The organism is Bradyrhizobium sp. USDA 4353, from assembly GCF_054063215.1.
The window spans coordinates 6,924,458-6,949,503 of the sequence record NZ_JBSSGB010000001.1 but is presented as its reverse complement, the minus strand read 5'-3'; the positions used below and the strand labels follow the sequence as shown (position 1 = coordinate 6,949,503).

Below are 25,046 nucleotides of genomic sequence, written 5' to 3'. Positions count from 1 at the left end.
GCTAGTGGTCTCCGAACCCGAAATAGGCCTGCTTCAGGCGCTCGTCCTTGACCATCTCGCTGGCCGGCCCCTCCAGCACGATGCGGCCGCCGCGCATCAGGATCATCCGGCCTCCGGTCATCAGGGCGCGGGTCGAGCTTTGCTCGACGATCAGCAGGGTCAGCTCGCGCTGCTCGCGCAGCCGCATCAGGATCTCGTAGACCTGGTCGATGATCTTCGGCGCCAGTCCGAGCGACGGCTCGTCGATCGCGATCAGACGCGGCGAGGTCATCAGCGCGCGTCCGATCACCAGCATCTGCTGCTGTCCTCCGGACAGCATGCCGGCGACCGTGTTGCGGCGCTCGGCAAGCACGGGGAACTCGCGGTAGACCGTGTCGAGATCTTCTGCGACGCGGTGCTTGTCGGCGCGCATGCCGGCGCCGACCTTCAGATTTTCCTCGATGGTCAGCGCGCCGAATACGTTGCGCCCCTCCGGAACCATCGAGAAGCCACGGCGCGCGATCTGCTCCGGCGGTGCGGCCGTGATCTCCTGGCCGTCGAGCACGATGCGGCCGGACACCGGCGGTACCACGCCGGCGATCGCGTTGAGCAAGGTCGACTTGCCGGCGCCGTTCGGCCCGGTGACGAACAGGATCTCGCCTGGCGAGATACTGAGGCTGACGCCACGCAAGGCCGTCAGCCGGCCATAGCGGACAGTGAGGTCGTCGACGGCAAGCAGCGTCATCAGGCGGCCGCTCCGTCGACGGCGAGTGCGGTTATGGGCTCGTCGCGCTGCGTTCCCATATAGGCATGACGCACCGCATCGCTGTCGCGGATCTGCTGCGGCGGTCCGACCTCGATGATCTCGCCGGAGTCGAGGACGAAGACGCGCTCGCACAATTCGAGCACGAGCCCGATATTGTGTTCGATCAGCAGCACGCCGATGTTCATTTCCCGGGCGATGCGCCTGATGATCGTCGCGAGCTCGTGGCTCTCATGCTCCGACATGCCGGCGGCCGGTTCGTCCAGCAGCAGATAGCTCGGCGTGCACATGATGGCGCGGCCGATCGCCACACGGCGTTCATCGGTGTAGGGCAGGGCCCCGGCGATGGTGCCGCCGAGATGCGCGATGCCCAGCCATTCCATCACGCGCTCGGCCTCGCTGAGCGCATGGCGGCGGCTGTGACCGAGGCCCACACCAGTCACTTCGAGATTGTCGACGACGGTCAGCTCACGAAATAATCGGCCTGACTGAAATGTGCGCGCCACGCCCATACGGCGCAGCTTGTGAGCCGCAATACCATTGATTGTCTGCTTTTCGAGTTCGATGGTGCCGGTGCCGACCTGCTGAAAGCCGGTCAAGACGTTGATCAGCGTAGTTTTTCCAGCACCGTTCGGTCCGATCAGTCCGGTGATGCGGCCGCGCGGTACCGTCAGCGAGACGTTGGAGAGAGCCTTCAGTCCGTCGAATTGAACGCTGACATCTTGAGCAATCAGGGCCAACTCAACCGAAGCCATCGTGACGCCTCTCACACCGCGAGCAGATGGCTTGATTTCCGCATCGCGCACGGCAATTGTAAAATTCGAAAAAATGTTCGCTGATATCGGAAATTTTGATGTCTCTGACCTTCCGTCAGGTCCGGCACTTCATCGCGACGGCTGAGACCGGCAAGCTCTCCGCGGCTGCTGCGACGCTCAATGTCACGCAGTCGGCGGTGACAGCGTCGATCAAGGCGCTCGAGACCGAACTCGGCAAGAAGCTGTTCGAGCGGCACTCGAATGGCGTGACGCTCACCGTCGACGGTCAGCAATTTCTCGAACGCGCCCGCGTCATCGAAGCGAGCGTTGCGGACGCGCTGCGCGGCCCGCATCGCTGGGGAAAGCACGTCGACGGCACGCTCGATGTCGCTGTCAGCTACACGGTCGCGGGCTACTTCATGCCGGCCCTGCTATCACGGTTCTGGCGCTCATTTCCGGGCATCACCGTACGTCTCCACGAGTACGAGCGCGATGCGATCGAATTCAGCCTGGTGAAGGGACGCGTTGACGTTGCGGTCATGCTGGTGTCGAACCTGCACGACCGTGGTGCGATCCGCTCGCGGCTATTGATGCGCTCGCCGCGGCGGCTGTGGACCTGCGCCAACCATCCACTGCTTCGCCAGCCCAATGTTCGGCTGGCCGACCTCGTCGGCCAGCCTTACCTGATGCTGACGGTGGACGAGGCCGAGCGCTCGGCGATGCGGTACTGGCGGCGCACCCCGCACGTTCCCAACGTGATCTTTCGGACGCTGTCCACGGAAGCCGTACGGAGCATGGTCGCGACGGGCATGGGCATCACCATCCTGTCCGATATGGTCTACCGGCCGTGGTCCCTTGAAGGGCACCGGATCGACCTGAAGACGCTCGATGACGATATCCACACCATGGATGTCGGCCTTGCCTGGAAGAGCGGCGCGCCGCTGTCGCCGGCGGCGCGGGCTTTTTGCGAGTTCGTTGCCCTGGCCTATCCCGGATCCGAGCCGGCTCATTTTGATTAGCCCCGTTGAACAGTTCGACGTCGCCAGCCCGGCTCGGATAGACATATTCGATGGAGGCGCCGGTTCTGTCGGGTGTTTGGTGTGACCTTGAAGCGTGTTTCATCCGGAGCCAGTTGGCTTAGACGGTTTGAGACAATCACCCGAGCGGCGGTCCTTGGCGTCGACCCCTGATATAGCGCGCCGTATCCCGGAGCGGATTGGAGATCGCAGCGAGATCGGATTGCGTGCTCCATCCGAGCTTTGGAGTGGAGACGCGCATTGTAGTTGGTCCAGTGCTGACCGCTGGTCGGCCTGCGTTCGAGCGCGGTTGTTGTCTGACTTGTCGACCTCGCCGGCCACAGTCACCTGCGCTGGCTCAACTCCGATCGTTGTCCCCTGACTGTCCGCCCTTCACGCCCGACGGAAGCACCGAAATGGACAAGTGGCCCAACGACGCTTCAGATCGTTGGACCGTTTCGATGCACGCGGCTATCATCGAAGAAAGACCAAAAGTTCGTCTATCGAATGAAATCATCAGGGGGTTGGAATGGTCTGCAGATCGGCGGCGCTCGCGATGCTCGGTGTAGGACTTCTGCTCGCAGGCGCGGCGCCTGGCGTCGCGCAGCAGGCGGAGGTCAACGCGCCCGATCTCGTCCTCGTCAATGGAAAGGTTCTGACGCTTGATGAGCAGTCAAGCGTGACCGAGGCGATCGCCGTCCGGGACGGCAAGATCCTCGCGGTCGGACGCAGCGCGTCCATGCGGGCGCTCGCCGGAGCGCGCACGCAGGTGCTCGATGTCGCGGGCAAGACCGTCGTCCCAGGATTGATCGATACGCATGCGCACTTCAAGGCGGCCGGACTTGGCGACTATGTCGTCGTCATGGCCCGGGCGAAGACGGTCGCGGACGCGCTCGAAGCCATCAAGGCCTTCGCCGCCAAGAGGAAGCCGGGCGAGTGGATCATCGGCGGAGCGTGGCACCCGCCGTCACAGCTCGCCGAGAAGCGCTATTTGACGCGGCAGGAGATCGACAGCGTCGCGCCCAACAATCCGGTCTATTTGCGCACCGTCGGACATTTCTCGATGGCGAATTCGATGGCGTTGCAGAAGGCCGGCATCGACAAGACCACCCCGGACCCGGACGGCGGCTCGTTCGAGCGCGACGCGGCCGGCGAACTGACCGGCCTCCTCGTGGAGACCGCGATCGACCGGGTCGAGAAGGCCGTTCCGCCGTGGACCGAAGACGATGAGATGAGACAATTCACACTTGCCGAGGCTGCGCTGAACAGTTTCGGGATCACGAGCGCGGTCGAAGGCGCCACCGAAGCGCGCGACATCCGCACCTTGCAGAAGCTCGCCGCGTCCGGACAGGCGACGCTGCGGACGGGATTGATGTACAGGCCGGAGCCGCCCGCCGATCTCAGCGCCTGGGACGCGATGATGTCGGGCAATGGCGCGGCGTCCGGATTCGGCGACGACTGGGTCAGGTTTGCCGGCATCAAGATCTTCTACGACGGCGGCATGACGCTGAAGACGGCCCTGATGCGCGATGTCTACCCGGACTCCCACGACAACTACCATGGCATCGCGCAGCAGACGCCCGAGCGGCTGGCGCAACTCGTCTCGATCTGCAATCGCAACGGTTGGCGGGTCGGCGTGCACGTTGTCGGCGATCTCGGCATCGACCATGTGCTCAACGCCTTCGAGGCGGCCGACAAGGAAAGGTCGATCCGGGATCGTCGTTTCGTTCTGATCCATGCCAGCCTGATCAGGCCCGAGCAGATGGAGCGCGCGCGCAATTTGGGCGTCAGGGTCGATTTCCAGAACGTCTTCATGTGGGACAAGGCCGCGACCGTCGAGCGCTTCCTGGGGCGGCCGACAGCCGATCGCGCGGTGCCGACCAAGACCCTGATCGAAAAGATGGGGCTGGACAATCTCGGTGCCGGAACCGACTTTCCCGTCAACCCGATCAACCCGTTCCTCAACATGTACATCATGGTGACGCGGAAGGATCCGACCGGCAACGTCTACGGCGCGGCGGAAGCGATCAGTCGCGAGCAGGCGCTGCGCCTCTACACCTCGGCGGCTGCGCGCTACACGTTCGACGAAACGCGAAAAGGGACGATCCAGCCGGGCCGGCTCGCCGATCTCACGGTGCTTTCGGCGGACTACATGACCGTCCCGGACGAGCAGATCAAGGACATCAAGGCCGATATCACGCTCGTCGGAGGCAAGATCGTGTTTCAGCGCTGAGAACGCAAGAGGAGAGAGTGGAGCGCTGCGATCGCAAAGTCGAGATCCTGGGTGCCCTTGAGCATTCGAATCCGCTAAGGATCATCAGATTCGCCGGGCTTGGCTCCCAGCGCCCACAATCACACCACGAGTTCTCATCTTTGCGCTCAGTCCTTCGCAATGCCCGCAGCTCAGTGCGGCGGAAGACGACGTCACCCAAATACGCCACCTCACCAAAGACACCGGTTCCACGCAAGAAGCTGGCAGGGGCGCCGAAGACGGCGACGCCGAGGCTTGCGGTGTCGTCTGCATCACCTTTGGGACTTCTGGCGCTGCACCTCCTGGAGCAGTGGCAAGCGGCAGGTCGAAGCGGCCTGGTGTTTCTCGCCGAGAATGAGCGCAGAGCCGAGCGGTTGGCGTCCGTCATTCAGGTGCTCGAGCCGGCGTGCGATGTGCTCGTCTATCCCCGACTGAACACCTTGCCGTTCGATCTGCTCGAGCCGTCGCGGGACATTGCCGGCAGGCGAAGCGCCGTGTTGAGGTGTCTTGCGCGTGCAAAGAAGCCGATCCTGCTGATCACGACCACCGAAGCCATGATGGAGCGTCTGCCGCGGCCGGCGGACTGGTCGGGAATCGGCATGCTGCTGCGGGTCGGCGATGCCTTCTCCGGACAGCAGCTCGAGGCGCGCTTCACCGGGCTCGGATATGACCTTGACGACAGCCCGGACTATCCCGGCGGCGTCCTGTTCCACGGCAATACGTTCGAGATTTTCCCGGCCGGCGCGCGCGGCCCGTTCAGGGTCGAGCATTCAGGAGGGAGGATCAGGCGGATCGCCGCCTTCAACCCGTTGGATCAGGAGGTGATCTCCGAGTTCAAGGAGCTCCAGATCGATCCGATGTCCGAGCGGGTGGCGTTCAAGGAGCGGGCTCGAAACAAGGCGAGCCTGTTCGAATATTGCTCGCGAGCCAAGTGGATCGCCGATGCCGAGGTGCCCAAGCATGCGGACACATGGCTGAGCACGATCGAGGACGCAGCTCCGCGGGCCGAACGTGATCGCGCTTATGTGAGCCGTCGCGAATGGGATGTGGCGGCGAAGCGGATCGCTCTGCTGCCGCCGACGGCGTCCTACCGGGCGACGCCGGAGTTCTTCAAGGAGGCCGCGCCGCGCAAGGCGCTGCGCGCCTTCATCGAGGACGCCCGGCGCGGTGATGCGCGTCTCATCTTTGCTGCAGCGGTCGAGACGGATCTGCGGCTCATGGCCACGATGAGCGGCGTCAAGGCCGAGCATGCTGCGGATTGGGCGCAGGCCACCGCAAGGGGGAGGCGGGAAGCCGCGTTGCTGGCCGGCTTCGATGCCGGCTTCGTCCTTCCCGGGCGAAAGCCGACGATCGTCATCACCGCGTCCGACGTGCTCGGCAGCAGGGCGCATCAGCCGCAGCCGGCGAACTGGGCCTGGTCACCCGGCTTTGAAACCGTCGATCTGCCCGAGCAGGGATCGGTGGTCGTTCATCTGCAGCGTGGACTGGCCCGGCTCGGTGGCTTGCGGTCGATGGGCGCGGCCGGCGTGTCCGCGCGTGAGATGGTTCGGCTGGTGTTCGCCGGGAACGATGCGGTCCTCGTGCCTCTCGCGGAGCTGGCGCTGATCTGGCCGTACGCGAGTGAGCTCGGCGATACCTCGCTCGACAAGGCCGACGGCAGCTCGTGGCGGCCGCGGCGGGCCGCCGCCGAGACCGAGATCCATGTCGTCGCCAAGGAGCTCGCCAAGCAGAGGAGCCAGCGCCAGCGGCGGCCGGCGCCGAAGCTCGTGCCGCGGCCGGCGAGCTACGAGCAATTCGTCGCGCGCTTTCCTTATTTCACCACCCCGGACCAGGCGCAGGCCATCCGGGAGGTTCTGGATGACCTCGCGTCGGGGCATCCGATGGACCGGATCGTCTGCGGCGACGTCGGCTTCGGCAAGACCGAGGTCGCGTTGCGCGCCGCCGCGGCCACCGTACTTGCTGGAAGGCAGGTCGCGATCGTCGTGCCGACGACGGTGTTGGCGCGACAGCATGTCGAGACGTTCCGCAAGCGCTTTGCCGCGCTCGGCATCGAGGTCGGAAATCTCTCGCGGATCGCCTCGACGGCCGAGGAGCGCAAGGTGCGCGAGGGGTTGAAGAGCGGTGAGCTCAAGGTCGTCGTGGGGACGCTCGCGCTGGCCTCGAAGGAGATCAAGTTTGCCGATCTTGGCCTGGTCATCATCGACGAGGAGCAGCATTTCGGCGCGGCCGACAAGGCCGTGCTGTCGAGCCTCAACAAGAACGGCCACCGGCTCTGGATGAGCGCGACGCCTATCCCGCGCACGCTGGCGGCCGGCCTGACCGGCTTGCGCGATCTCAGCGTGATCGCGACGCCGCCCGTGCATCGTGTTCCCGTCGTGACCAAGGTGGCGCCGCTGACGGACATCGCGATCGCCGCCGCGCTGGTGCGCGAGCATCGCCGCAACGGCCAGAGCTTCCTGATCTGCCCGAGGATCCAGGAGCTGGAACCCATGCAGGCGCGCATTCACAAACTAGTGCCCGAACTCCGGATCATTTCGCTGCACGGCAGGCTGGCGACGGATGAGATCGATGAGAGGCTGATGGCGTTCGTCGAAGGCAAGGCAGACGTCCTGCTCGCGACCAACATCGTCGAAAGCGGGCTCGACATCCCTCGCGCGAACACCATCGTCGTATGCTGGCCGGAAAAATTCGGGTTGGCCCAACTGCATCAGCTCCGCGGGCGAGTCGGGCGTGGCGGCATTCGGGCGTTCGCGCATTTCCTGACCGAGGGCGGCTCCGGCCGGTCGGAGCAGCGGCTCTCCGTGCTCGAGGAGCTGAATCGCCCGGGCGCTGGCTTTGCCATCAGCGCGCGCGATCTCGACCTGCGCGGTGGCGGCGACATGCTGTCGGATCGTCAGTCGGGTCACGTGCAGGTGTTTGGCCCGACCCTCTACGGCCATCTGCTGACCCTCGCGCTGGAAGGCGATCGGGACGGGATGTCCGCCCTTTGGGTGCCGGAGCTGAACCTGCCGGTCGCCGAGCTGCTTCCGTCGGACTATGTGCAGTCGGAGGCCGTCAGGCTCGAGATCTATGCCCGCGCGGCGCGCTGCCGGACGGATGATGAGCTGGAAGAGCTCGAGGACGAGACGCAGCGCCGCTTCGGGGCCTTGCCGCCTGAAGCCAGCAACTTTTTCGCGGTGGCCAGGCTCAGGGTGAGCTGCCGGGAGCGCGGCATCATGCGTCTCGATGTCGGTCCGGAGGCAGTCGCCGCGACGCTGCTTCCCGGGAGGATCCGGAACTCGTGCTCACGCTCTCTGCAGCGCCACGGCAACCGGCTCATCTACGCTGAGCGCAGTGGTGACAATACTCTGAATAGAATCGAGAGGTTTCTCAGTCTCTTGGACGAATAGGAGACGATGCGTCGGGCGACTTTCCTCGGGATTTCGGTCGCGCTCCAGACCGCCGGTGCGGGCGAGCAGGATCCGTCGATTGCCTCCGCTGAGCGGTTCGCTTCATGCGAGGATCGCGGCCGCCGAACTCGGGCGCGCACGTAGCGCAGGAGCGCATGCGGATTGCCGCAATGAAGTGTCCCATCACTTACGTGATTGGCGGCTTCTAACTTGCGCTGTCAGAAACTCATCGAAGGGCGATGTCGCCAGCTATTTGCGTCTCAGTTATTTGATTGTTCTTCGCAGCTATCGTGCTCTGTGGACATATGGCAATTCTGCATTGACCACTGGCTCTTCGAATGGAAATACAGGCGGCTATAGTCTTATTTGTCTGCTTGAAGCCGTGTAGATAATGGGCCGCAATCGAGGTGGTATCGCGCTCGGTTATGGGGCGATTGCCTGAATTGTACGAGAAGGCCGTCAGCCGTGAAATCGAGAACCGACAGCTCGAAGCGCGTTATCAGCGTTGACATCAGGCAAGCTGGTCGGTCTCGTCTCATGCGTGGCGGATTTCAATGGCGGCATCTGCATCTGGTATCAGCCCGGCTGCTATCGGCACTTCCAAAATGAAGCCGGCGTTCGGTGCCTGGGGCGTTCCTCGTCGTTTGGGGAGTTTGATCGTTTCCCCTAGGGCTTACGCGCGGCAAAAGACGCTACTTTCGGGGCTGCGCTGGCTACGGACGCATAACCCGATCGGACTTGTCGAGGTGGATGGCTTCGATCCGTTCTGGATCGTCACGCGTCATGCGGATGTGCTTCACATCAGTCAGAGGCATGACCATTTCCGCAATGGAGACCGGTCACACACCTTGGTGCCGCGCGCGTCCGACGAAGCCGCAAGGCGGCAGTCCAACGGCAACCCCAATCCGATCCGCACGCTCGTGCACATGGATGAGCCTGACCATGCGAAGTACCGGCAGCTGACGCAGCTGTGGTTTGGTCCGGCGAACATGAAGGCGCTTGAACACCAGATCCGCATCATGGCAGTTGCCGCCATCGATCGCATGGCGGCTCACGGATCAAGCTGCGACTTCGTTCGCGACGTCGCCGTGCACTACCCGCTTCGTGTCTTGATGCGTATTCTCGGGGTTCCGGCGGAAGATGAGGCGAGCATGCTGAAGCTTACGCAGCAGCTGTTCGCGAGCGAGGATGCTGATCTCGGATATGTCGGCTCAGCCGCAGGAGATCCGGCCCGACATGCCCATGAGCTTCATCGCCTCCTGGGTGAATTTCGCGACTACTTCGTGCCGCTGCTGGAGAAGCGCCGTCGTGCTCCAGCGAATGATCTCATCAGTGTCATCGCAAACGCCAGTGTGGACGGCAAGCCGATCGACTATTTTGAGGCCGTAAGCTACTACATTATCCTCGCCACCGCGGGGCACGACACGACATCGTCATCGATCTCCGGCGGACTATGGGGATTGTGTGGCAATATCGGCGAGCTGCAGAAGGTGAGGGACGACCTGAGACAAGTGCCTCGCCTGGTCGAGGAAGCAATCCGATGGACCTCTCCCGTTCAGCACGTCATGCGGACCGCTGCCGACGACGTGACTCTGCAGGGAAACCTGGTCAAGAAGGGTGACTGGCTGATGTTGTCCTACCTGTCCGCCAATCGCGACGAGAGCGTCTTCGACGAGCCGGACAGCTTTCGGATCAATCGCGACGGCTCTCGCAGCATCGTTTTCGGGCAGGGAATTCACGCCTGTCTGGGACAGCATCTCGCGCGCATCGAGATGCGAATCTTCTTCGAGGAGCTGCTGGCGCGGCTTACCAGCGTCGAGATCACGGGACGACCGCAACGGTCCGCATCGCTGTTCATCGGTGGGCCGAAGAGCTTGCCGATCCGCTTCAAGCTAAGTTGAGGCTGGCAAATCGCTCAAGGGAGCAATCGGGCAGCCGCATGCCGATCGCGCGGCAACGCCGCTCCGCCGAGTCGAACAGGGCCTCAGCCTCCGAGGGGTCGTCGGATAGCAATCGCAGCTGACCCAGCCCGATTTCACAGCGCGCCTGCTCCGGCTCCAATCCCAGCTCGTTGCAGATCTCGCTCGCCTGGGTGTAGTAGCTGCTGGCTTGCTCCAGGTCAGATGGCGAGCTGGAATTCTGGTGGACTTGCGCGAGAAGGCGGAGCGCATCCGCCTCGATCGCCCGATACTTGTGCTTGCGCGTCAGCTCGAGGACGTTCTCGGCCTCCTCGCGGATATCCGCGTTCGTTCCATGCATCAATCTGGCAAAGCCGAGATAGACGCTCGACCATGCCTCGCCATACGCGAACTTGGCGCTGCGCGTGTACATCTCGGCCTTTGCGAGCAGGGCGATTCCTTCCGACCCTCGTCCGGCAAGTGCATAAGCGTAGCCCAATGAGGTCAAGACCACGGGAACGAGATAGTCGATCTGACTGGCCTTGCAGATCTCAAGACTTCGTTCGAGGTGCTCAAGCGCCGGGAGAATGGCGCCCTGGTGCGACCGGACGAAGCCGGCCCACCAGTACGCCAGGACCAGATCGGCCGGCCGCTGGACCTCATCGGCGATCAGACACGCTTTCTCGGTAGCTGCAATCCCGGCCGGAAAGTTTCCCAGCCGCGCTTGCGAAGCGCCAAGCATTCCGAGCCAGAGCACGGACCCGGTCCCGGTCGTGCCGCTGCGCTGATGCCTCAGCGGGCCTTCGATCCAGCTCAGGTTATCCGCGAGCAGTGCCACCGCCTCCCGGAATTGTCCGCGCCACATATAGGCTTGCCCGAGGAAAAAGCTGGCGCTCAGTCCAATGGCGGGATCGCCGATTTCGCGAGCGATGCTGCAGGCGCGCAGGCCACATTGAATTGTCGCGTCAAGTTCGCCACGGAAGTTGTGAACGAAGGATCGCGCGACGTTGATGGATGCCAACCGGCCGCGATCGTTGATGGCGATGGCGGACAATTCCGCTTCGGTGAGGTATTGGTCGAGCGTCTCGTAATCGCCGGTCGCGCCGAACACTTGGCGCAATTTGAGCCGGATATCGATGCCCTTGCAGATATGGTCGCGGTCCTGCGGGAGATGGGTCAGCGCCTGAAGCGCAGAGTCGAAGAAGGCCCGAGCGTCACGGTAAGCGGACAGGTCCATCGCCTTGTCGCCGGCGCGGCAAAGATAGCCCAGCGCGTCTTCCCACTGCAAAGCGTGCAGCGCGTGATGGGCAAGGGTCGCCATGTGCACCTCGTCCCGATCCAGCGCTTTGAGCGCACGGAGCACTTCGGCATGCAAGGTTCGGCGCCTCGCGGCAACCATGCCGTGATAGGCAACGTCATGAATGAGAGCGTGCTTGAAGATCAGCGATCTGATGTTCGACGTTTCACTGAGAAACTGGCCGATCTTCAAATCCAACAGCGTCTCATCGAGGTCGTGCTCGTCCGCTCCCATCACGCTGGTCAAGAGCGGAATAATGATCTCCGAACCTATCACCGCAGCGACTTGCAGGAGCGCCTTTCGTTCTGGGGGCAGATTGTCGATGCGTGTCGCGATCACCGACTGGACAGAGCGAGGAATCTTGATTTCCCGAACGTCGCGTGTGAGCTCATACCCGCTCGGACCGAGCTGCAGGCTGCCATTGTCGAGCAAGGCGCGGATCGTCTCCTCCAGGAACAGCGGAATGCCGTCAGTCCGCTCGACGACGAGCGTTCGTAAGGCGGCTTTTCCGTCGCCGACGAGGGCTTCGAACAGCTTCTCCGCGGCAACTGGGGCAAGTCGATCCAGCGTGATCTCGGGAAGCTTGGGACTGCCGCTCCACTTGTGCTCATGCTCCGGGCGAAAGGTCATGATCAACAGGATGCGGCTCGTGCCGATGCGATCGATCAGGCCGTCGAGAACGTTCCTGCTTTCGGCGTCTGCCCACTGCAAATCGTCGGCCCACAGAAGGAGTCCGTTGGTCTCTGCAAGGCAAAGCAGCAGCTGATTGACGCTTTCGATCATTCTGGTCCGGCGGACCGCCGGATCGAGCGCGGACCAGTCCCCGTCAGGGTCAGGCAGATTCATGAGCGCGCGGAGCGCCGGAAGCGCGGCGGACGCAGCGTTGGGCAGGGAGGCGAGGCGGAGGCGCAGATGCTGCTCGGCCTCCGTGGGCGAGGCATCGTCTGCGATGTCGCACCATCCGCGCAGCATATTGGTGATGGCGAGGTATGGCGTCCCGCGCTGGAATTCGACGGTAGCGATCTTCAGGACAGTCCAATCCGAAAGTTCGGCACCGGCCATGAACTCATGCACCAGTCGTGATTTTCCCGTGCCGGGCTGGCCGCGGACCGCGATCGCCTGACCTTCACCAGCATTGGCCTTGTCGAATGCCCGCCGCAACTCGGCCATTTCGAGCGTTCGTCCGACGAAGGGCGAAAGCCGCCGCGCCGCGGAGACGTCCCATCGTGTCCGAGCCCCCGTGCGTCGGGTAATCTGATGGACCCGGACGGGTTGATGAAGTCCCTTCACGGGCAGGAGTCCGAGTGGGCGCGCATCGATGAACCCTGAAGCCAGGCGCACGACATCGTCTGTGCAATAGATCGTGCCAGGTGAGGCCATCTGCTCCATGCGTGAGGCCAAGTGCACCGTCGGGCCGATCGCGTCATAGTTGACCGAGAGATCGTTGTGGATCGCCCGAACCAGGACGTCGCCGGTGTGCAGCCCGACCCGGAGCAGGATCTGGGAGCCGCAGATCTCGCGGACGTCCTTCTGCATGTCCAGGGCGGCATAGGCCGCGCGGACAGGGCTGTCCTCGTGCGCCAGGGGGGCGCCGAAGAGCGCCATGATCCCATCCCCCTGGATGCGATTGATCGTCCCGCCATAGCGGTGGACGGCCCTCACCATTGCCTCGATCGGACGGCGGAGGAATTGGTCGGCGTCCTCCGGATCAAAGCCGTCAATCAGGGCTGTCGAGCCCTTGATGTCGGCGAACAGCACGGTGATCTGCTTCTTTTCTCCCTCGATCAGCGTGCGGGTGTCCAGAATGCGTCTGGCCAGATCCGCAGGAAGGTGAATCGGGGCCGTCATATGGTCCCAGTCCTGCGCAAGTACCATTCTCGGAGGCTCTGCCGCCAACAGGCTCCCGCATTTGCCGCAAAACTTATCCGATAACGGAGCTTCAGCCCCGCATTGATCGCAAGCCCGTCGCACCGATGCGCCGCAACTCTCGCATTGGGAGCTATCGGGTGGGGCGTAGGAGCCGCACGCGGGGCAGTTCATTGAGAGTCCTGAAAGATCGTGCTTTCTGCGAACTTATATCTGCCTTGGCTCCGGCATCAAGGCGGATATTCGGTGTCCGTCAGCCAATGTCTTTGTGCCACGAGCAAATTTGCGACAATTTGAGATTGCGGGAGTGCCTTGTTGTACCAAGCGGTGGCTTGCGCGCCGGGCTTTCGAGCATGCCCACACGGACCAGACGCGCCGGACGCGTGCAGGCATTGTGCAAATTGTTGGGGGGAAACGCGCAAGTCCAGAAGCGTCGATTGACCGTATGTTAGCCCATTGTAGGGTCGAGCCTGGGACATTTCGTCCCTAATTCAAAGGTGGGACCGATGACGAGGACGACAGTCAGGCTTTATCCTGGCAGGTCAGACATTAACGCGCAATTTTCTGCGGCAAACCTTCGCAAGTCGCTTGCCGACTTCAAGAAGATCAAGACGGCTGGTGGAGACTATCCATTCGGCGCGCTCACAGCTCTGTTCTATCGATTGAGCGCGAGCGAGAAGGAGGTCTGGGAGAACGACCTGAAGATTTATCCGAAGGCCGTGCAGGACGAGATCAAGCGGCATGTGATCGCCGCGCTGACTCATGTCGACGAAGAGGGTAAGGAATCTCCCGTGCCGCTCTCGATTAGTTGGAAGGCCGGCGAGAAGGCGGTCGTCTCGACCTACGACGCTGATCGGGGATCGTATAAGGTCGAGATCTTCGGGTTTCCGGCCCCGGCAACGTCGTCGCTCGCCGAGCGGCGCTCGAAGCGCACGACGTGAGTGGGTTTTCTCGTCATTCGAGAGGTCGCATTTTCATTTGATAGGTTGCTCTCTTCCGATGTTTATCATTGCTGTCGCGTCGAGGCTATAAGGCTTGGTGCGATCGGTTTAGGGCTCACAGGAGCGGCGTCCTTGCAGGACGTCGCTCAAGCCTGTGCGGGTTATGTGGTCGAGGTCTGAGTTTGATCGTTGCTGCGCCAAGCTAGCTCCGCGCTCTTCCTATCGATGGACGGCACGCCCCAACCGCTCGCCAACGGAAGAGTGGATCGGTGACAACAACCCGGTCTCACGACATGCGATCATCTTCGATACGCAGCGGTTGCGCAGCGGGACGGATCTTGCGGGCTTGTCCACGTGCTGTTTTTTGTTGTGATGCTCCGGTGCGCTTGAGCGCGGCGAGAAATCGGATGGCGGTGTGCAGCGTGCGGCTGCGGCGGATGCTCTGCTTGTAGAGCAGCCGGGATCGCGTGCCCTTGGCGCCTTGCAAAATCGAGGCAGGCCGCAGCCGCGCGGCGATGCCGCTCGCTCCGACATCGAGCCGCGCGATGCCGAGCGTGCGGCACTCGAGGCCGATCCGCGCGGTCGCGATCAGGTTGGATGCTTCCGGCGGCAACGGACCGAAGCGAAGCCGGATGTCGTCCTCGATGTCGTCGATCTCGGCCGCGCTTTCGGCGTGGGCCAGACGGGCGTAGACGTCGAGCCTGGTCGGCTGGTCCTGCACGTAGTCGGTCGGCAGGAACGCCGGAAGATCGATCCGCAGCTCCGGAAGCCAGATCTCGGCGGCGCGGTGCGGTCGTCCGTTCAAGGCCCTCGACAGCAGCTCGTGATAGAGCGCAGGGCCGAAGATCTGGACATGGCCGGCCTGCTGCTCGGAGAGCAGATCGCCCGCGCCGCGCAGGTCGAGATCGCGTGCGCTGATCTCGAATCCCGCGCCGGCGAAGCTCAGCTCCTGCAGCGCCGAGATCCTCTGCTCGGCCTCCTCGCCAGCGGCATCGGCGAGCAGATAGGCGAAGGCGCGGATGCCGCCGCGCCCCACACGCCCGCGCAATTGATGCAGCTGCGACAGACCGAAGCGTTCTGCGCCCGAGATCAGGATGGTGTTGGCACGGGGAATGTCGAGGCCGTTCTCGACGATGTTGGTCGCCAGCAGGACGTCAGCCTCGCCCGCCACGAAGCGCATCATCTGCGCATCGATGTCCCCCGCCTTCATGCGCCCATGAATCATCGCGACGTCGAGCTCAGGAACGATCTGGCGGAGACGTTCCTGCATCGGACCGAGATCCTTGATGCGCGGACAGATCACGAAGCTCTGCCCGCCTCGGCCATGCTCTCGGCGCAGCGCGATCGCCAGCGTGGACTCGTTTGGTGGCGCGATCCTGGTGATCACGGGGCGGCGTTGCGTCGGCGGCGTCGCGATGACGCTGAGCTCGCGCAGGCCCGCAATGGCGCCCGCCATGGTGCGGGGGATCGGCGTGGCGCTCATCGTCAGCGTATGGACGCCCTTACGCAGCGTCGCCAGCCTGGCCTTGTCGGCGGCCCCGAAATGCTGCTCCTCATCGATGATGACGAGACCGAGATCGGCGAACCGCACGTCATCGCCGGCGAGCGCCGTGGTGCCGATGACGAGCTTCAACGCGCCGTCCTCGAGCTGCCGCTTGGTGCTGCGCGCGTCGGCCGCAGACGACAATCGCGAGAGATGACCGATGCGGATGCCGAACGGCGCGAAGCGCTGAGTGAAGGTCTGGACGTGCTGCGCGGCGAGCACCGTCGTCGGGACAACCAGCGCAACCTGGCGTCCGGCGAGAACGGTCGCGGCCGCAGCCCGCAACGCAACCTCGGTCTTGCCGAAACCGACATCGCCGCACACGATCCGGTCCATGGGATGTCCCGCACCGAGGTCCTTCAGCACGTCTTCGATCGCGGCGGCCTGATCCGGCGTGGTGACGTAGGGAAAACGCGCGACAAAGCGCTCATACTCCACAGCGGGAGCGACGATGCGCGGCGCCTCGGTGCGAAGCCGCGCGCGGATCTGCTCGGAGAGCATCTCGGCGGTACGGTCGATCTCTGCTTCGGCTTGCAGACAACGCGACGCCCAGGAGCTGCCGTCAGCCTGATCGAGTTTGATCCCGCTCGGATCGCGCGCGTAGGGCCATATCATCGCAAGCTCAGCGATCGGCACCAGGATCGCCTCGTCGCCGGCGAACACGAGACGCACCATCTCGCGCATGCTGACATCCGGCGCCGAGACGGTCTCCAGGCCCTCGAGCCGCGCCAGCCCGCGCTGCAGATGGATCACGGCGCTGCCCGGCTCGGGCGTGCTGTCGGCACCCGCGACTGTGGCCTGCTGCCGCGCCATCGGCTGGAGATGCCGGGCCCTGCTGCCGAGCACCTCGGCCGCGGTGATGACGATCAGGGGGCGGCTCGCGCCCGTCTCAAAGCCGCGGTCGAGATCGACGAGCAGCGAGGTGATCACGTCCCCTCGCATGCGTGTGGCCGCGGCCCAATCGGCGCGCCGCTCGGACTTCACCCCGGCCAGGCGCTCCATGCGGTGGAGATCGCTCTCCGCAGCTGCGGTGAAGATGATGCGGGCGCCACGCCGCCGGCAGCCTTCGATAAATCGTCGAAATGCGGTCCGCGCCGATCTCTGCTCTGCGAAGCGCGGGACCGGCTCCCCGTCATCGGTCTTTGGCAGAATTAGTCCGCGGCGCAAGGCCTGCTCCCAGGCGCTGCGGGCGATGAAGGCGCGCGCCCGACGGCCCTTGTCGACGCCGCTGTCATCGAGCGCCGCAAGCCGCATCTCCGAGCGCTCCGGAATGTCGCTGTCGACGATGATCTCGGCGCCGCTCAGATAATCGAAGATAACGGCCGCCTCCGCCTCGCCGCCAATGCGGCGTTCCGACATCGGATCGATCAGCAACGTGTCGACTGCCGCGATCTCGTTCTGATGCACGGGATCGAAAAAATGGATACGGCTGATCACGCCGTCGGCATGACCGATCCTGACTGGTCCGAGGGCGCCGGCCGGAAACAGCTCGGTGGTCTGGCCGTGAAACAGCACGCCGCCGGGATCGTCGGGGGGCTCATCGGGGGCATAGCCCAAGCTGACGAGCGTGCTGCGAAATCCTTCCAGGTCGATCGATTGCCCGGTGTCGATGCGCAGGCACGCATCGGTCCAGCACCGCGGCTGCGGAACGCGCGGCAGCATGGCCTCGACGGTCGTCATCAGCAGCGGCTTGCGCGCGTGGTCAGCGAGACGCCGCAGCACATGGGCGCGGCGTCCGGCGAGTTCGCGTGATGGCTCGACATCGTCGAAAGGCAAGGTGTCGAAGCGCGGCAGCACGAGCACGCCGCAGTCCGGATCCATCGCATGGAGGGCTGCGGCGAGGCGTTCGGCGCGGGGCTCATGGCTCGCAATGAAGAGCAGGCCTGGCGATGTCGGCCGTTGATGAGCGTGCAGCAGATGAGCTGCGATGAGGCCGAGCGAGGCCGCTGATGACGGCAGCCGTCGGTGTCGCGGTTGCGCCGTGCGGGCGGGTGTTCGTGATGTGCGTGGAGCGGGGGGCTTGACCATCCCCACGCAAACACCGCGCATCCCATCGGAGTTCCGCGTCGTCGGCGACGATCGACGCTGCGGGCGAGGCGCGGCAAAGATCTCCGCCGTCAGCCTGAGGCCGTTCGTATGTTCATTGGAACGTTGCGATGCGGCTCCGCTTAGCCGCACACGCTCACACGGGGCACACCGACATGGCAACAACATCGAAGGACATGAGGAGATTGAAATGATCACGATGAAACATATTCTCGGAGCGGTCGCGCTGACGGCGATGAGCGCGGCTCCCGCATTGGCGCAACCGGTGATCAACGACCCCGGCCGTTGCGAGGCGGAATTTCCGAACGCGAACTGCCAGAACCTCGGACCTGGCAATCCCTATACCGGCACGGGCCCCACGCTCGATAGCCGCCGCGATGTGAGCCGGTCGCGCCACTGGCGCGAAAGCCGCGCCCACGCGCGCCGTAGCGACAACGGCTTCGCGCCGGCCGAGGCTGCGGGCGACGTGGTCGGTGGTGCAATAGGTGCTGCCGGCGCGATCGCCACGGCTCCCTTCCGCCCGGTGGGTGCGTGGGACAGCGGCTGGGGCAACTCGGGCTGGGACAATTCCTACGCGATGATGGGCGGCGGCGCGGGGTGGGGCAATGGCGATGAGTCGAATGTCGGCACCTACACGGCCGGCAACGTCGCCGGCAACTGGGTCGCATGCCCGCGCGGCGCCATGGTGCAGGGCGTGGATGGCCGCAGGCACCGCTGCCGCTAACGGCAAGCAGGCGATGGCATGGCGGTCTGCCACTGCCATCGCCGCGGGGTGAGCGAGACGCGAGGCGATGTCGAGCGGAGATATCAATGCTCGCGCAGCCTCGCCGCAAGAAAGTCGGCTACTGAGGAAATATCGATCGGCTTTTCCCAATGCGGAACGTCGGCGAATTCGGGCCGTATGGACGCCTTGTCATACCCAGTCGTAAAGACGAATGGAATGTTGCGCTCGCGCAGGATGCGCGCCACCGGGAAGATCATCTCGCTGCGGACATTGATGTCGAGCAGGGCGGCATCGAACGACTGCCCGGACCGCAGCAGCGCCTGCGCCTCGTCGATATCACACATCGGGCCGATCACCTCGGCGCCGCGGCGCCGGAACTCGTCGGCGAGATCATCGGCCAGGAAATACTCGTCCTCGACAATCAGGATCGATCGTCCGGCAAATAGTTGTGAGGACGTACGCGGAATGGCCGAGCCATGATGCATGAAGTTCTCCTATGCGAATGACTGATAGGAACGACTGTTGGACAAATACCTTGTCGCGCAACGGTGAGAAATAACCAATGTTCGCCTGCCGGCGCACGAAAGGGATCGGATCTTGTTCAACCGAGACATCATCGTCATCGGCGGCTCATCGGGAGCAACCGCACCGCTGAAGGAGATTCTCGGGCGGCTGCCGCCTGATATCCCCGCCGCGGTGTTTGTCGTGCTACACATTCCCGCACGCGGAATCGGCATCCTGTCGACGGTCGTCCACGCCGCCGGCCGGCTTCCGGTCAAGCACGCCATGGATGGGATGCCGATCGAAAACGGAACGGTGTATCTCGCGGCGCCCGACCATCACCTGCTGGTGGTGAATGGCGAGATCATGCTCGGCCGCGGCCCACGCGAGAACATGGTTCGTCCGGCAATCGATCCCCTGTTCCGATCTGCTGCGCTGCATTATGGGCCCAGGGTCATCGGTATTATCCTAAGTGGTCTTCTATCAGACGGTGCGTCCGGTCTCAACGCCATTAAGCGCTGCGGTGGGGTCGCGATGGTGCAGGCGCCGACGGATGCGCTTGCTGATGAGATGCCGCGGCGTGCGCTCGAAACCAGTTCCGTCGACTACTGCCTGCCGGGCGCGGAGATTGGTGACGTGCTCGCGGGACTGACCAAGGCGCAGGCTGCCGCGGCCGGGTCGGCGCCGCCGGACATCCGCCTGGAGGTGGAGATCGCGGCCGGCGAGCGGGTCGACACCGAGACAATCGGCGCAATCAGCACGCCATCTGCCTTGACCTGTCCGAGCTGCGGCGGCGTGCTGTCTCACCTGACGGTCGACAAGCCACTCCGGTTCCGCTGCCAGGTGGGACATGCCTTCACGGCCGACGTGCTGGCCAGGGAGCAGGAGAGCAGGGTCGACGAGGCGATGCGGGTGGCGCTGCGCATCATCGAGGAGCGCGCCGAGCTGGTGCACCGGATGGCTGAGGATGCGCGCGCCAGCGGCCGCACCGCGATTGCCGAGATGTACGACGACCGATGCGTCGAGTATCGGCGGTATGCCGATCTGATCAGGCAGGTTGTGCTCAAGTCGCTCGATCTGCCGGCAACAGGGGGGTGAGAGATGGGGAGCGATGCCCCGATGTTTTCGGCCGAGACCATTGCGGCCGAGATCCGCGCCGAGGAGATCCAGCTGCGCAAGGCCGCCGCGGACATTCTGAAGGGGCAGACGCGGCTGCGCAACCAGGAGCGGCTGGTCGCCGACATGGGCCAGCCTTGCGCCAGCTCGGTTGGCCACAGGACAAAGCAAGACGCTGAGCGGCTCGCGGTGCTGATACGCGAGAACCTGGCGGAGTGGGAGCGGCATCGTGCGCTCATTCAGCAACGGCTGGCCTATCTGCGCCTCCGCCAGCAGCGCGAGCTGAAATCCTGACACGCAGGGCCGCCGGGCGGCCTGCGCGCGCCGGACCTGCGAGCGCCGGTGGCGATGCGTCAGCCGTCGCGGCGGGGCAGCTTCACGAACTGCACGCCCGTCGCACACCAGGCGAACATGCAGCCATGCCCGTCCGCGAAGTTCCTGATGCGCCCGGTCGCGACATCGTTGTAGCCGAACATCCGCTCGACATCCGCTGTCGCCAGATGCAGGCCCTGGCCGGGAACCAAACGGTCCAGCTGCATTTGCAGAATCGGTAGGCTGAGTGGCTCGGTCATGGCTCAACGGGTAGAGGAAACCGGCACCATCGATGTTGCGGCAGATCAAGCCGCGCGGGCCGGATTCGTCGGCGGAAAGCATGCTTTCTTGCTGCGTTGGCGGGGTCCTGCGGCTATTTTGTTTGCAGGACGGATCGGCTAGTTTCTTTCTGTTTTTGGCTGAGGCGGATTTGATTTGCGACAGGGTATGACGACCGAGGGCGTGTCTCAATCTGGCGACAAGAAGCGGCGGCCGCTGGTGATCGGTGTGGGCGCCTCGACCGGCAATACGGCGAGCCTCGCCCGGTTCCTGTCCAAGGCCGCGCTCGATCAGGATCTCGCCATGGTGCTGGTGCTGCAGCATCGCGAAGCGCTCGACGAAGGCTGGCTCCGCGAGGTGCTGCAACCGCTCGAGAGCGTCCGCCTGCGGGATCTCGAGGATGGCGCCGAGCTCGAAGGTGAGTCGATCTATCTCTGCCCGGCGAACATGATCGCGACCTTGCAAGACAACCGCGTCCTCCTGCGGCAAAGCCCGCAGGCGCCCGGCGAGCGCGCCACCATCGACAGCCTCCTGGTGTCGCTCGCCGAGGAGCGCGCGGAGCAGGCGATCGGCGTCATCCTGGCCGGCACCGGCGGTGACGGCACGCTCGGCGTCGCCGTGCTGAAGGATCACGGCGGGCTCGCGCTCGCCGAGCGCCTCGCGGACGAGGGGGAAGAGGAGCTGCAGGACAGCAGCCGGGCCGCCGCGATCGCGGATTTCGTGCTGCCGGCCGAGGACATTGCGGACCACATCCAGGTCTACGCCCGTCACCTGCGCCGGCTCGAGGAGCGCCAGGGCTTCGACGAGGTGCTTGCCGCGGCCGCCGCCTCGCTCGGCCGCATCGCCGACATCCTGCGCAACAAGACCGGCAACGATTTTCACGGCTACAAGCAGAACACCTTCCTGCGCCGCGTCCAGCGCCGCATGCAGGTGGTGCAGATCAGCGACATCGCGGCCTATGTCGATTTCCTCCGCAACGACAAGGACGAGGTGCAGCACCTGTTCAACGACCTCCTGATCGGCGTGACCGAGTTCTTCCGCGACAAGCGGGAGTTCGAGGTGCTGGAGCAGGACGTCATTCCGCAGATCTTCGCCGGCAAGCAGAGCGGGCAGCAGATCAGGGTCTGGGTGCTGGGCTGTGCGACCGGCGAGGAGGCCTATTCGATCGCCATCCTGCTGCGCGAGCATGCCGCCAAGCTCGACGCACCGCCCACGTTGCAGATCTTCGCCACCGACATCGATGGCCGGGCGCTTGCCGCGGCGCGGGTCGGCCGCTACCGCACCGACATCGAGGCCAACATCACGCCGGAGCGGCTGGCGCGCTGGTTCGTGCGCGAGGGGGACACCTATTGCGTGGTCAAGGAGCTGCGCGAGATGTGCATCTTCTCCCAGCACAACGTCATCAAGGATGCGCCGTTCTCCAAGCTTGATTTGGTATCGTGCCGCAATCTGCTGATCTATCTGAACGCCGAGTTGCAGAACCGCGTCATCCCGCTGTTCCACTTCGCGCTGCTGCCGGGCCGCTTTCTGTTCCTCGGCAATTCGGAGAACGTGACGCGGCATCCAAAGCTGTTCGCGCCGGTCGACCGCCGTGCGCGCATCTTCCGCAAGCTCGACAGCGGCTCGCGGCTGCCGCCGGAATTTCCGATCAGCACGGCTGCGGGGCGCGCGACCGTCGAGATGCCGACGATCCGGACGGCCAACGCCGATGTCGGGCTCGAGCGCAAGGCGCAGCGCATCGCCGAGCGCTATGCGCCCGCCTATGTCATCACCGACGGCAACTTCCAGATCCTGCACTTCTCCGGCCGCACCGGCCGCTTCATCGAGCCGACCGCGGGTGCTGCGACCTTGGATCTGCTCAGCCTTGTGCATCGGGACCTCAGGCTCGAATTGCGCACGGCGCTCGGCCATGCGCGCGACTCCAACCAGATCGTGCATGCCGACCAGGTGATGCTCGGTGTCAACGGCCATACGGTCGGCGTCGACATCACCGTCGAGCCGGTCGAGGACGGGGCCGACGGCCACCGCAACTTCGTCGTGCTGTTCAAGGATGGCCCGCTGCGTCCGTCCACCGCGCTGCCGAGCGGCAACAGCGCGCTGGTGCGCAGCGAGCATGTCGAGCGGCTCGAAAGCGAGCTGCGGGCCACGCGCGAGCGGCTGCAGGCGACGATCGAGGAGCTCGAGAGCACCAACGAGGAGCTCAAATCCTCCAATGAGGAATATCAGTCGCTGAACGAGGAGCTGCAATCCGCCAATGAGGAGCTCGAGACCTCGCGCGAGGAGCTGCAATCGGTCAATGAGGAGCTCACCACGGTCAATGGCGAGCTCGCCCATCGCGTCCAGGAGCTGACGCGCGCCACCAGCGATCTGAAGAATTTCCTCGAAAGCACGCAGATCGCGACCGTGTTCGTGGACAACGATCTCCGGGTGATGAACTTTACGCCCGCGATCACCCAGGTGCTGCATCTGGTGGAGACCGATGTCGGCCGCCCGATCGCGCATATCAAGGCCAAGATCCCGATCGAGGAGCTCTACGAGGACATCCGCCGGGTGCTGCGCACGCTGGCGAGCGCAGAGCGCGAGCTGACGGCACCCGACAGCGGCACCCGATACATCGTGCGCATGCTGCCCTATCGCAGCGTCGACAACTTCATCGCCGGCGTGGTGATGACCTTCATCGACGTGACCGCGATCACCCGCGCCGAGGAGCGCCAGCGCCTGCTGCTGGCCGAATTGCAGCATCGAGTGCGCAACACGCTGGGCGTGGTCCGCTCGATCGCGCGGCGATCGGCGCAGACCAGCTCCACGGTCGATGAATATGCCGCCCATCTCGACGGCCGGCTCGGGGCGCTGGCGCGCACCCAGGCGGCGGTGACGCGCGATCCGGAGGCGGGGGTCGATCTCGAATATCTCCTGGCCGACGAGCTGATGGCCTACAAGGCGCGGGAGGGCGAGCAGGTGCGCATCTCCGGCCCGTCGATGCGGCTGCAGCCCAAGGCGGCCGAGACCCTGTCGCTCGCGATTCATGAGCTGGCGACCAATGCGGTGAAATACGGCGCGCTGAGCCAGCCGGCCGGGCGCGTCGATATCAGCTGGCACATCGACGAGAGCGTCGATCCCAATGAGCTGGTGTTCGAATGGCGCGAGAGAGGAGGACCTGAGGTGAAGCCGTCGAAACGAAAAGGCTTTGGCAGCGAAATCCTGGAACGGACGTTGGCTTTCGAGCTGAAGGGCAAGACGCAATTGTCGTTCAATCCAGCGGGCCTGCAATTCCAGATCATCCTTCCGCTCAGCCGCAGTTTCGTCCAGAGCCCCGCGACATCACAGCGATGAGTGGCCGAGGCATCAGCGCGTCCACGGCGGATGTCGTGCTTCGCCGGCTGCGCGCGTTCCGCGCGATCTCCGACGAGGCGGCGGCAAAGCTCGAACAGGCCGTGCGCGGCCATGTCATGGTGGCCTCTGCCGGGCAGGAGCTGGCAAGCGAAGGCGACGCCGCGGCCAGCATCCGCATGGTGCTGACCGGCTGGGCCGTGCGCTACAAGGCGCTGGAAGATGGCCGCCGGCAGATCGTCAACCTTGTCCTGCCCGGCGACACCTGCGATGCGCAGATTTATCTCGTGAAGCGGCTCGATCATTCGATCGCGGCGCTGACGCCGGTCAGCTATGCCGAGCTCGACCGCGAGCGCTTCGAGAGCCTGATCGCCTGCGACCGCAAGCTGGCCGAAGCGTTCTGGTGCGAGACGCTCTCCAACGCTGCGATCCAGCGCGAATGGACCTTGAACCTCGGCCGCCGCGACGCCTATGAGCGCGTGGCGCATCTGCTGTGCGAGGTGATGACGCGGCTGCGGGCGGTGGGGCTCGTCGACGGTGACAGCTGCGCGTTTCCGATCACCCAGATGGATCTCGCCGACGCCACCGGGCTGTCGGTGGTTCATGTCAACCGCACCCTGCAGGAGCTGCGCTCCGCCGGCCTCATCGTGCTGCGCGACCGCACGCTGACCGTGCCGGATTTTCAGGCGCTGATGGACGCGGCGCTGTTCGAGCCCGATTACCTGCATTACGCATCCTCCGACTGATGGCGCGTGGCGCGTCGGACCAGGCGACGTTGTGGTCGTCGGTCGCTGACGCTTGCGTCTGGCGTGGCTCGAAGTCTCGGCATGCGCGTCACCGGCTCGCAGCGCCAGGGAGCGCCCGAGTTGATCGGAGATGTCCGCCCTCGGGATCATGAGGGCACGGGGAATGCCGGGCGCTGGCCGCACCCATGGCCCGCCTGCAGAAAAGAAAGCAGGCGGCAGTCACCACAGGTTCAGCCGAGGCATCCCGGCATTCCCCGCGCGATGGTTGGGCGGCTTATACGCACTCTCCCCGGG

At 64.4% G+C, this 25,046-nt stretch carries 16 protein-coding genes and 1 pseudogene; 10 read left to right on the top strand and 7 right to left on the bottom strand.

Annotated features, from left to right (window positions below; translation table 11 throughout):
- Position 1: 1 nt before the first annotated feature.
- Together ACVILH_RS31290 and ACVILH_RS31285 are read right to left on the bottom strand one after the other, a co-directional pair.
- Positions 2-724: an ABC transporter ATP-binding protein gene (locus tag ACVILH_RS31290; RefSeq protein WP_456716337.1), complete on the bottom strand. Its 723-nt coding sequence runs from the start codon at positions 722-724 to the stop codon at positions 2-4.
- Positions 724-1,497, bottom strand: coding sequence for an ABC transporter ATP-binding protein (locus ACVILH_RS31285; protein ID WP_456716336.1), 774 nt, complete (start codon positions 1,495-1,497; stop codon positions 724-726). The genes ACVILH_RS31290 and ACVILH_RS31285 overlap by 1 nt, the downstream gene beginning before the upstream one ends.
- Positions 1,498-1,595: 98 nt before the next feature.
- On the opposite strand from ACVILH_RS31285, the gene ACVILH_RS31280 reads away from it, so the two are divergent.
- The 4 genes from ACVILH_RS31280 to ACVILH_RS31265 all read left to right on the top strand — a co-directional run bounded on the left by ACVILH_RS31280 (position 1,596) and on the right by ACVILH_RS31265 (position 10,054).
- Positions 1,596-2,516: a LysR substrate-binding domain-containing protein gene (locus ACVILH_RS31280; protein ID WP_456716335.1), complete on the top strand. Its 921-nt coding sequence runs from the start codon at positions 1,596-1,598 to the stop codon at positions 2,514-2,516.
- A 526-nt stretch (positions 2,517-3,042) separates the two neighbouring features.
- Positions 3,043-4,746 (top strand): amidohydrolase, encoded by a 1,704-nt coding sequence (locus tag ACVILH_RS31275; protein ID WP_456716334.1) that lies wholly within the window; start codon positions 3,043-3,045, stop codon positions 4,744-4,746.
- A 572-nt stretch (positions 4,747-5,318) separates the two neighbouring features.
- Entirely contained in the window at positions 5,319-8,153 is a 2,835-nt protein-coding gene (locus tag ACVILH_RS31270) for a DEAD/DEAH box helicase (protein WP_456717126.1), read from the top strand.
- 554 nt (positions 8,154-8,707) lie between these two features.
- Positions 8,708-10,054: a cytochrome P450 gene (locus ACVILH_RS31265; RefSeq protein WP_456716333.1), complete on the top strand. Its 1,347-nt coding sequence runs from the start codon at positions 8,708-8,710 to the stop codon at positions 10,052-10,054.
- On the opposite strand, the gene ACVILH_RS31260 is transcribed toward ACVILH_RS31265, so the two are convergent.
- Together ACVILH_RS31260 and ACVILH_RS31255 are read right to left on the bottom strand one after the other, a co-directional pair.
- Complete coding sequence (locus tag ACVILH_RS31260) at positions 10,041-13,223, bottom strand: ATP-binding protein (RefSeq protein ID WP_456717125.1); 3,183 nt, start codon at positions 13,221-13,223, stop codon at positions 10,041-10,043. The genes ACVILH_RS31265 and ACVILH_RS31260 overlap by 14 nt on opposite strands.
- Positions 13,224-13,262: 39 nt before the next feature.
- Positions 13,263-13,388, bottom strand: a pseudogene (locus tag ACVILH_RS31255) (double zinc ribbon domain-containing protein); the annotation flags it as partial.
- Positions 13,389-13,720: 332 nt separating this feature from the next.
- Between ACVILH_RS31255 and ACVILH_RS31250 the strand changes: the two are divergent.
- On the top strand, positions 13,721-14,155 hold the full coding sequence (locus ACVILH_RS31250) for a hypothetical protein (protein ID WP_456716332.1): 435 nt from the start codon (positions 13,721-13,723) through the stop codon (positions 14,153-14,155).
- Between the two features lie 286 nt (positions 14,156-14,441).
- Here ACVILH_RS31250 and ACVILH_RS31245 read toward each other — a convergent pair whose 3' ends face one another.
- Positions 14,442-18,017, bottom strand: a complete 3,576-nt coding sequence (locus ACVILH_RS31245; protein ID WP_456716331.1) for a DEAD/DEAH box helicase — start codon at positions 18,015-18,017, stop codon at positions 14,442-14,444.
- On the opposite strand from ACVILH_RS31245, the gene ACVILH_RS31240 reads away from it, so the two are divergent.
- Positions 18,010-18,468 carry a hypothetical protein gene (locus tag ACVILH_RS31240; RefSeq protein ID WP_456716330.1) on the top strand — a complete coding sequence of 153 codons (459 nt, stop codon included), beginning with the start codon at positions 18,010-18,012 and terminating at the stop codon, positions 18,466-18,468. The genes ACVILH_RS31245 and ACVILH_RS31240 overlap by 8 nt on opposite strands.
- A gap of 83 nt (positions 18,469-18,551) precedes the next feature.
- On the opposite strand, the gene ACVILH_RS31235 is transcribed toward ACVILH_RS31240, so the two are convergent.
- Complete coding sequence (locus ACVILH_RS31235) at positions 18,552-18,953, bottom strand: response regulator (RefSeq protein WP_456716329.1); 402 nt, start codon at positions 18,951-18,953, stop codon at positions 18,552-18,554.
- Positions 18,954-19,065: 112 nt separating this feature from the next.
- Here ACVILH_RS31235 and ACVILH_RS31230 point away from each other — a divergent pair, with 112 nt between their 5' ends.
- Together ACVILH_RS31230 and ACVILH_RS31225 are read left to right on the top strand one after the other, a co-directional pair.
- Complete coding sequence (locus tag ACVILH_RS31230; RefSeq protein WP_456716328.1) at positions 19,066-20,067, top strand: chemotaxis protein CheB; 1,002 nt, start codon at positions 19,066-19,068, stop codon at positions 20,065-20,067.
- 21 nt (positions 20,068-20,088) lie between these two features.
- Positions 20,089-20,379, top strand: coding sequence for a hypothetical protein (locus ACVILH_RS31225; RefSeq protein ID WP_456716327.1), 291 nt, complete (start codon positions 20,089-20,091; stop codon positions 20,377-20,379).
- A 59-nt stretch (positions 20,380-20,438) separates the two neighbouring features.
- Here the strand turns inward: ACVILH_RS31225 and ACVILH_RS31220 are convergent, their stop codons facing one another.
- The gene (locus ACVILH_RS31220; RefSeq protein WP_035647623.1) at positions 20,439-20,657 is read right to left on the bottom strand and encodes a hypothetical protein; all 219 of its coding nucleotides are present in this window, start codon (positions 20,655-20,657) and stop codon (positions 20,439-20,441) included.
- Positions 20,658-20,844: 187 nt separating this feature from the next.
- Between ACVILH_RS31220 and ACVILH_RS31215 the strand changes: the two genes are divergently transcribed.
- Positions 20,845-24,009 carry a CheR family methyltransferase gene (locus ACVILH_RS31215; RefSeq protein WP_456716326.1) on the top strand — a complete coding sequence of 1,055 codons (3,165 nt, stop codon included), beginning with the start codon at positions 20,845-20,847 and terminating at the stop codon, positions 24,007-24,009.
- Positions 24,006-24,752, top strand: a complete 747-nt coding sequence (locus ACVILH_RS31210) for a Crp/Fnr family transcriptional regulator (RefSeq protein ID WP_456716325.1) — start codon at positions 24,006-24,008, stop codon at positions 24,750-24,752. Before ACVILH_RS31215 ends, ACVILH_RS31210 begins: the two co-directional genes overlap by 4 nt.
- The last annotated feature ends 294 nt before the right edge of the window (positions 24,753-25,046 follow it).

Excerpts from the sequence above, each read along its gene's own strand:
- ACVILH_RS31235 (WP_456716329.1), bottom strand. The coding sequence starts at position 18,953 with ATGCATCATGGCTCGGCCATTCCGCGTACGTCCTCACAACTATTTGCC.
- ACVILH_RS31280 (WP_456716335.1), top strand. The coding sequence starts at position 1,596 with ATGTCTCTGACCTTCCGTCAGGTCCGGCACTTCATCGCGACGGCTGAG.
- ACVILH_RS31220 (WP_035647623.1), bottom strand. The coding sequence starts at position 20,657 with ATGACCGAGCCACTCAGCCTACCGATTCTGCAAATGCAGCTGGACCGT.
- ACVILH_RS31275 (WP_456716334.1), top strand. The coding sequence starts at position 3,043 with ATGGTCTGCAGATCGGCGGCGCTCGCGATGCTCGGTGTAGGACTTCTG.
- ACVILH_RS31215 (WP_456716326.1), top strand. The coding sequence starts at position 20,845 with ATGACGACCGAGGGCGTGTCTCAATCTGGCGACAAGAAGCGGCGGCCG.
- ACVILH_RS31250 (WP_456716332.1), top strand. The coding sequence starts at position 13,721 with ATGACGAGGACGACAGTCAGGCTTTATCCTGGCAGGTCAGACATTAAC.
- ACVILH_RS31290 (WP_456716337.1), bottom strand. The coding sequence starts at position 724 with ATGACGCTGCTTGCCGTCGACGACCTCACTGTCCGCTATGGCCGGCTG.
- ACVILH_RS31210 (WP_456716325.1), top strand. The coding sequence starts at position 24,006 with ATGAGTGGCCGAGGCATCAGCGCGTCCACGGCGGATGTCGTGCTTCGC.
- ACVILH_RS31225 (WP_456716327.1), top strand. The coding sequence starts at position 20,089 with ATGTTTTCGGCCGAGACCATTGCGGCCGAGATCCGCGCCGAGGAGATC.
- ACVILH_RS31260 (WP_456717125.1), bottom strand. The coding sequence starts at position 13,223 with ATGGTACTTGCGCAGGACTGGGACCATATGACGGCCCCGATTCACCTT.
- ACVILH_RS31270 (WP_456717126.1), top strand. The coding sequence starts at position 5,319 with ATGATGGAGCGTCTGCCGCGGCCGGCGGACTGGTCGGGAATCGGCATG.
- ACVILH_RS31265 (WP_456716333.1), top strand. The coding sequence starts at position 8,708 with ATGGCGGCATCTGCATCTGGTATCAGCCCGGCTGCTATCGGCACTTCC.
- ACVILH_RS31285 (WP_456716336.1), bottom strand. The coding sequence starts at position 1,497 with ATGGCTTCGGTTGAGTTGGCCCTGATTGCTCAAGATGTCAGCGTTCAA.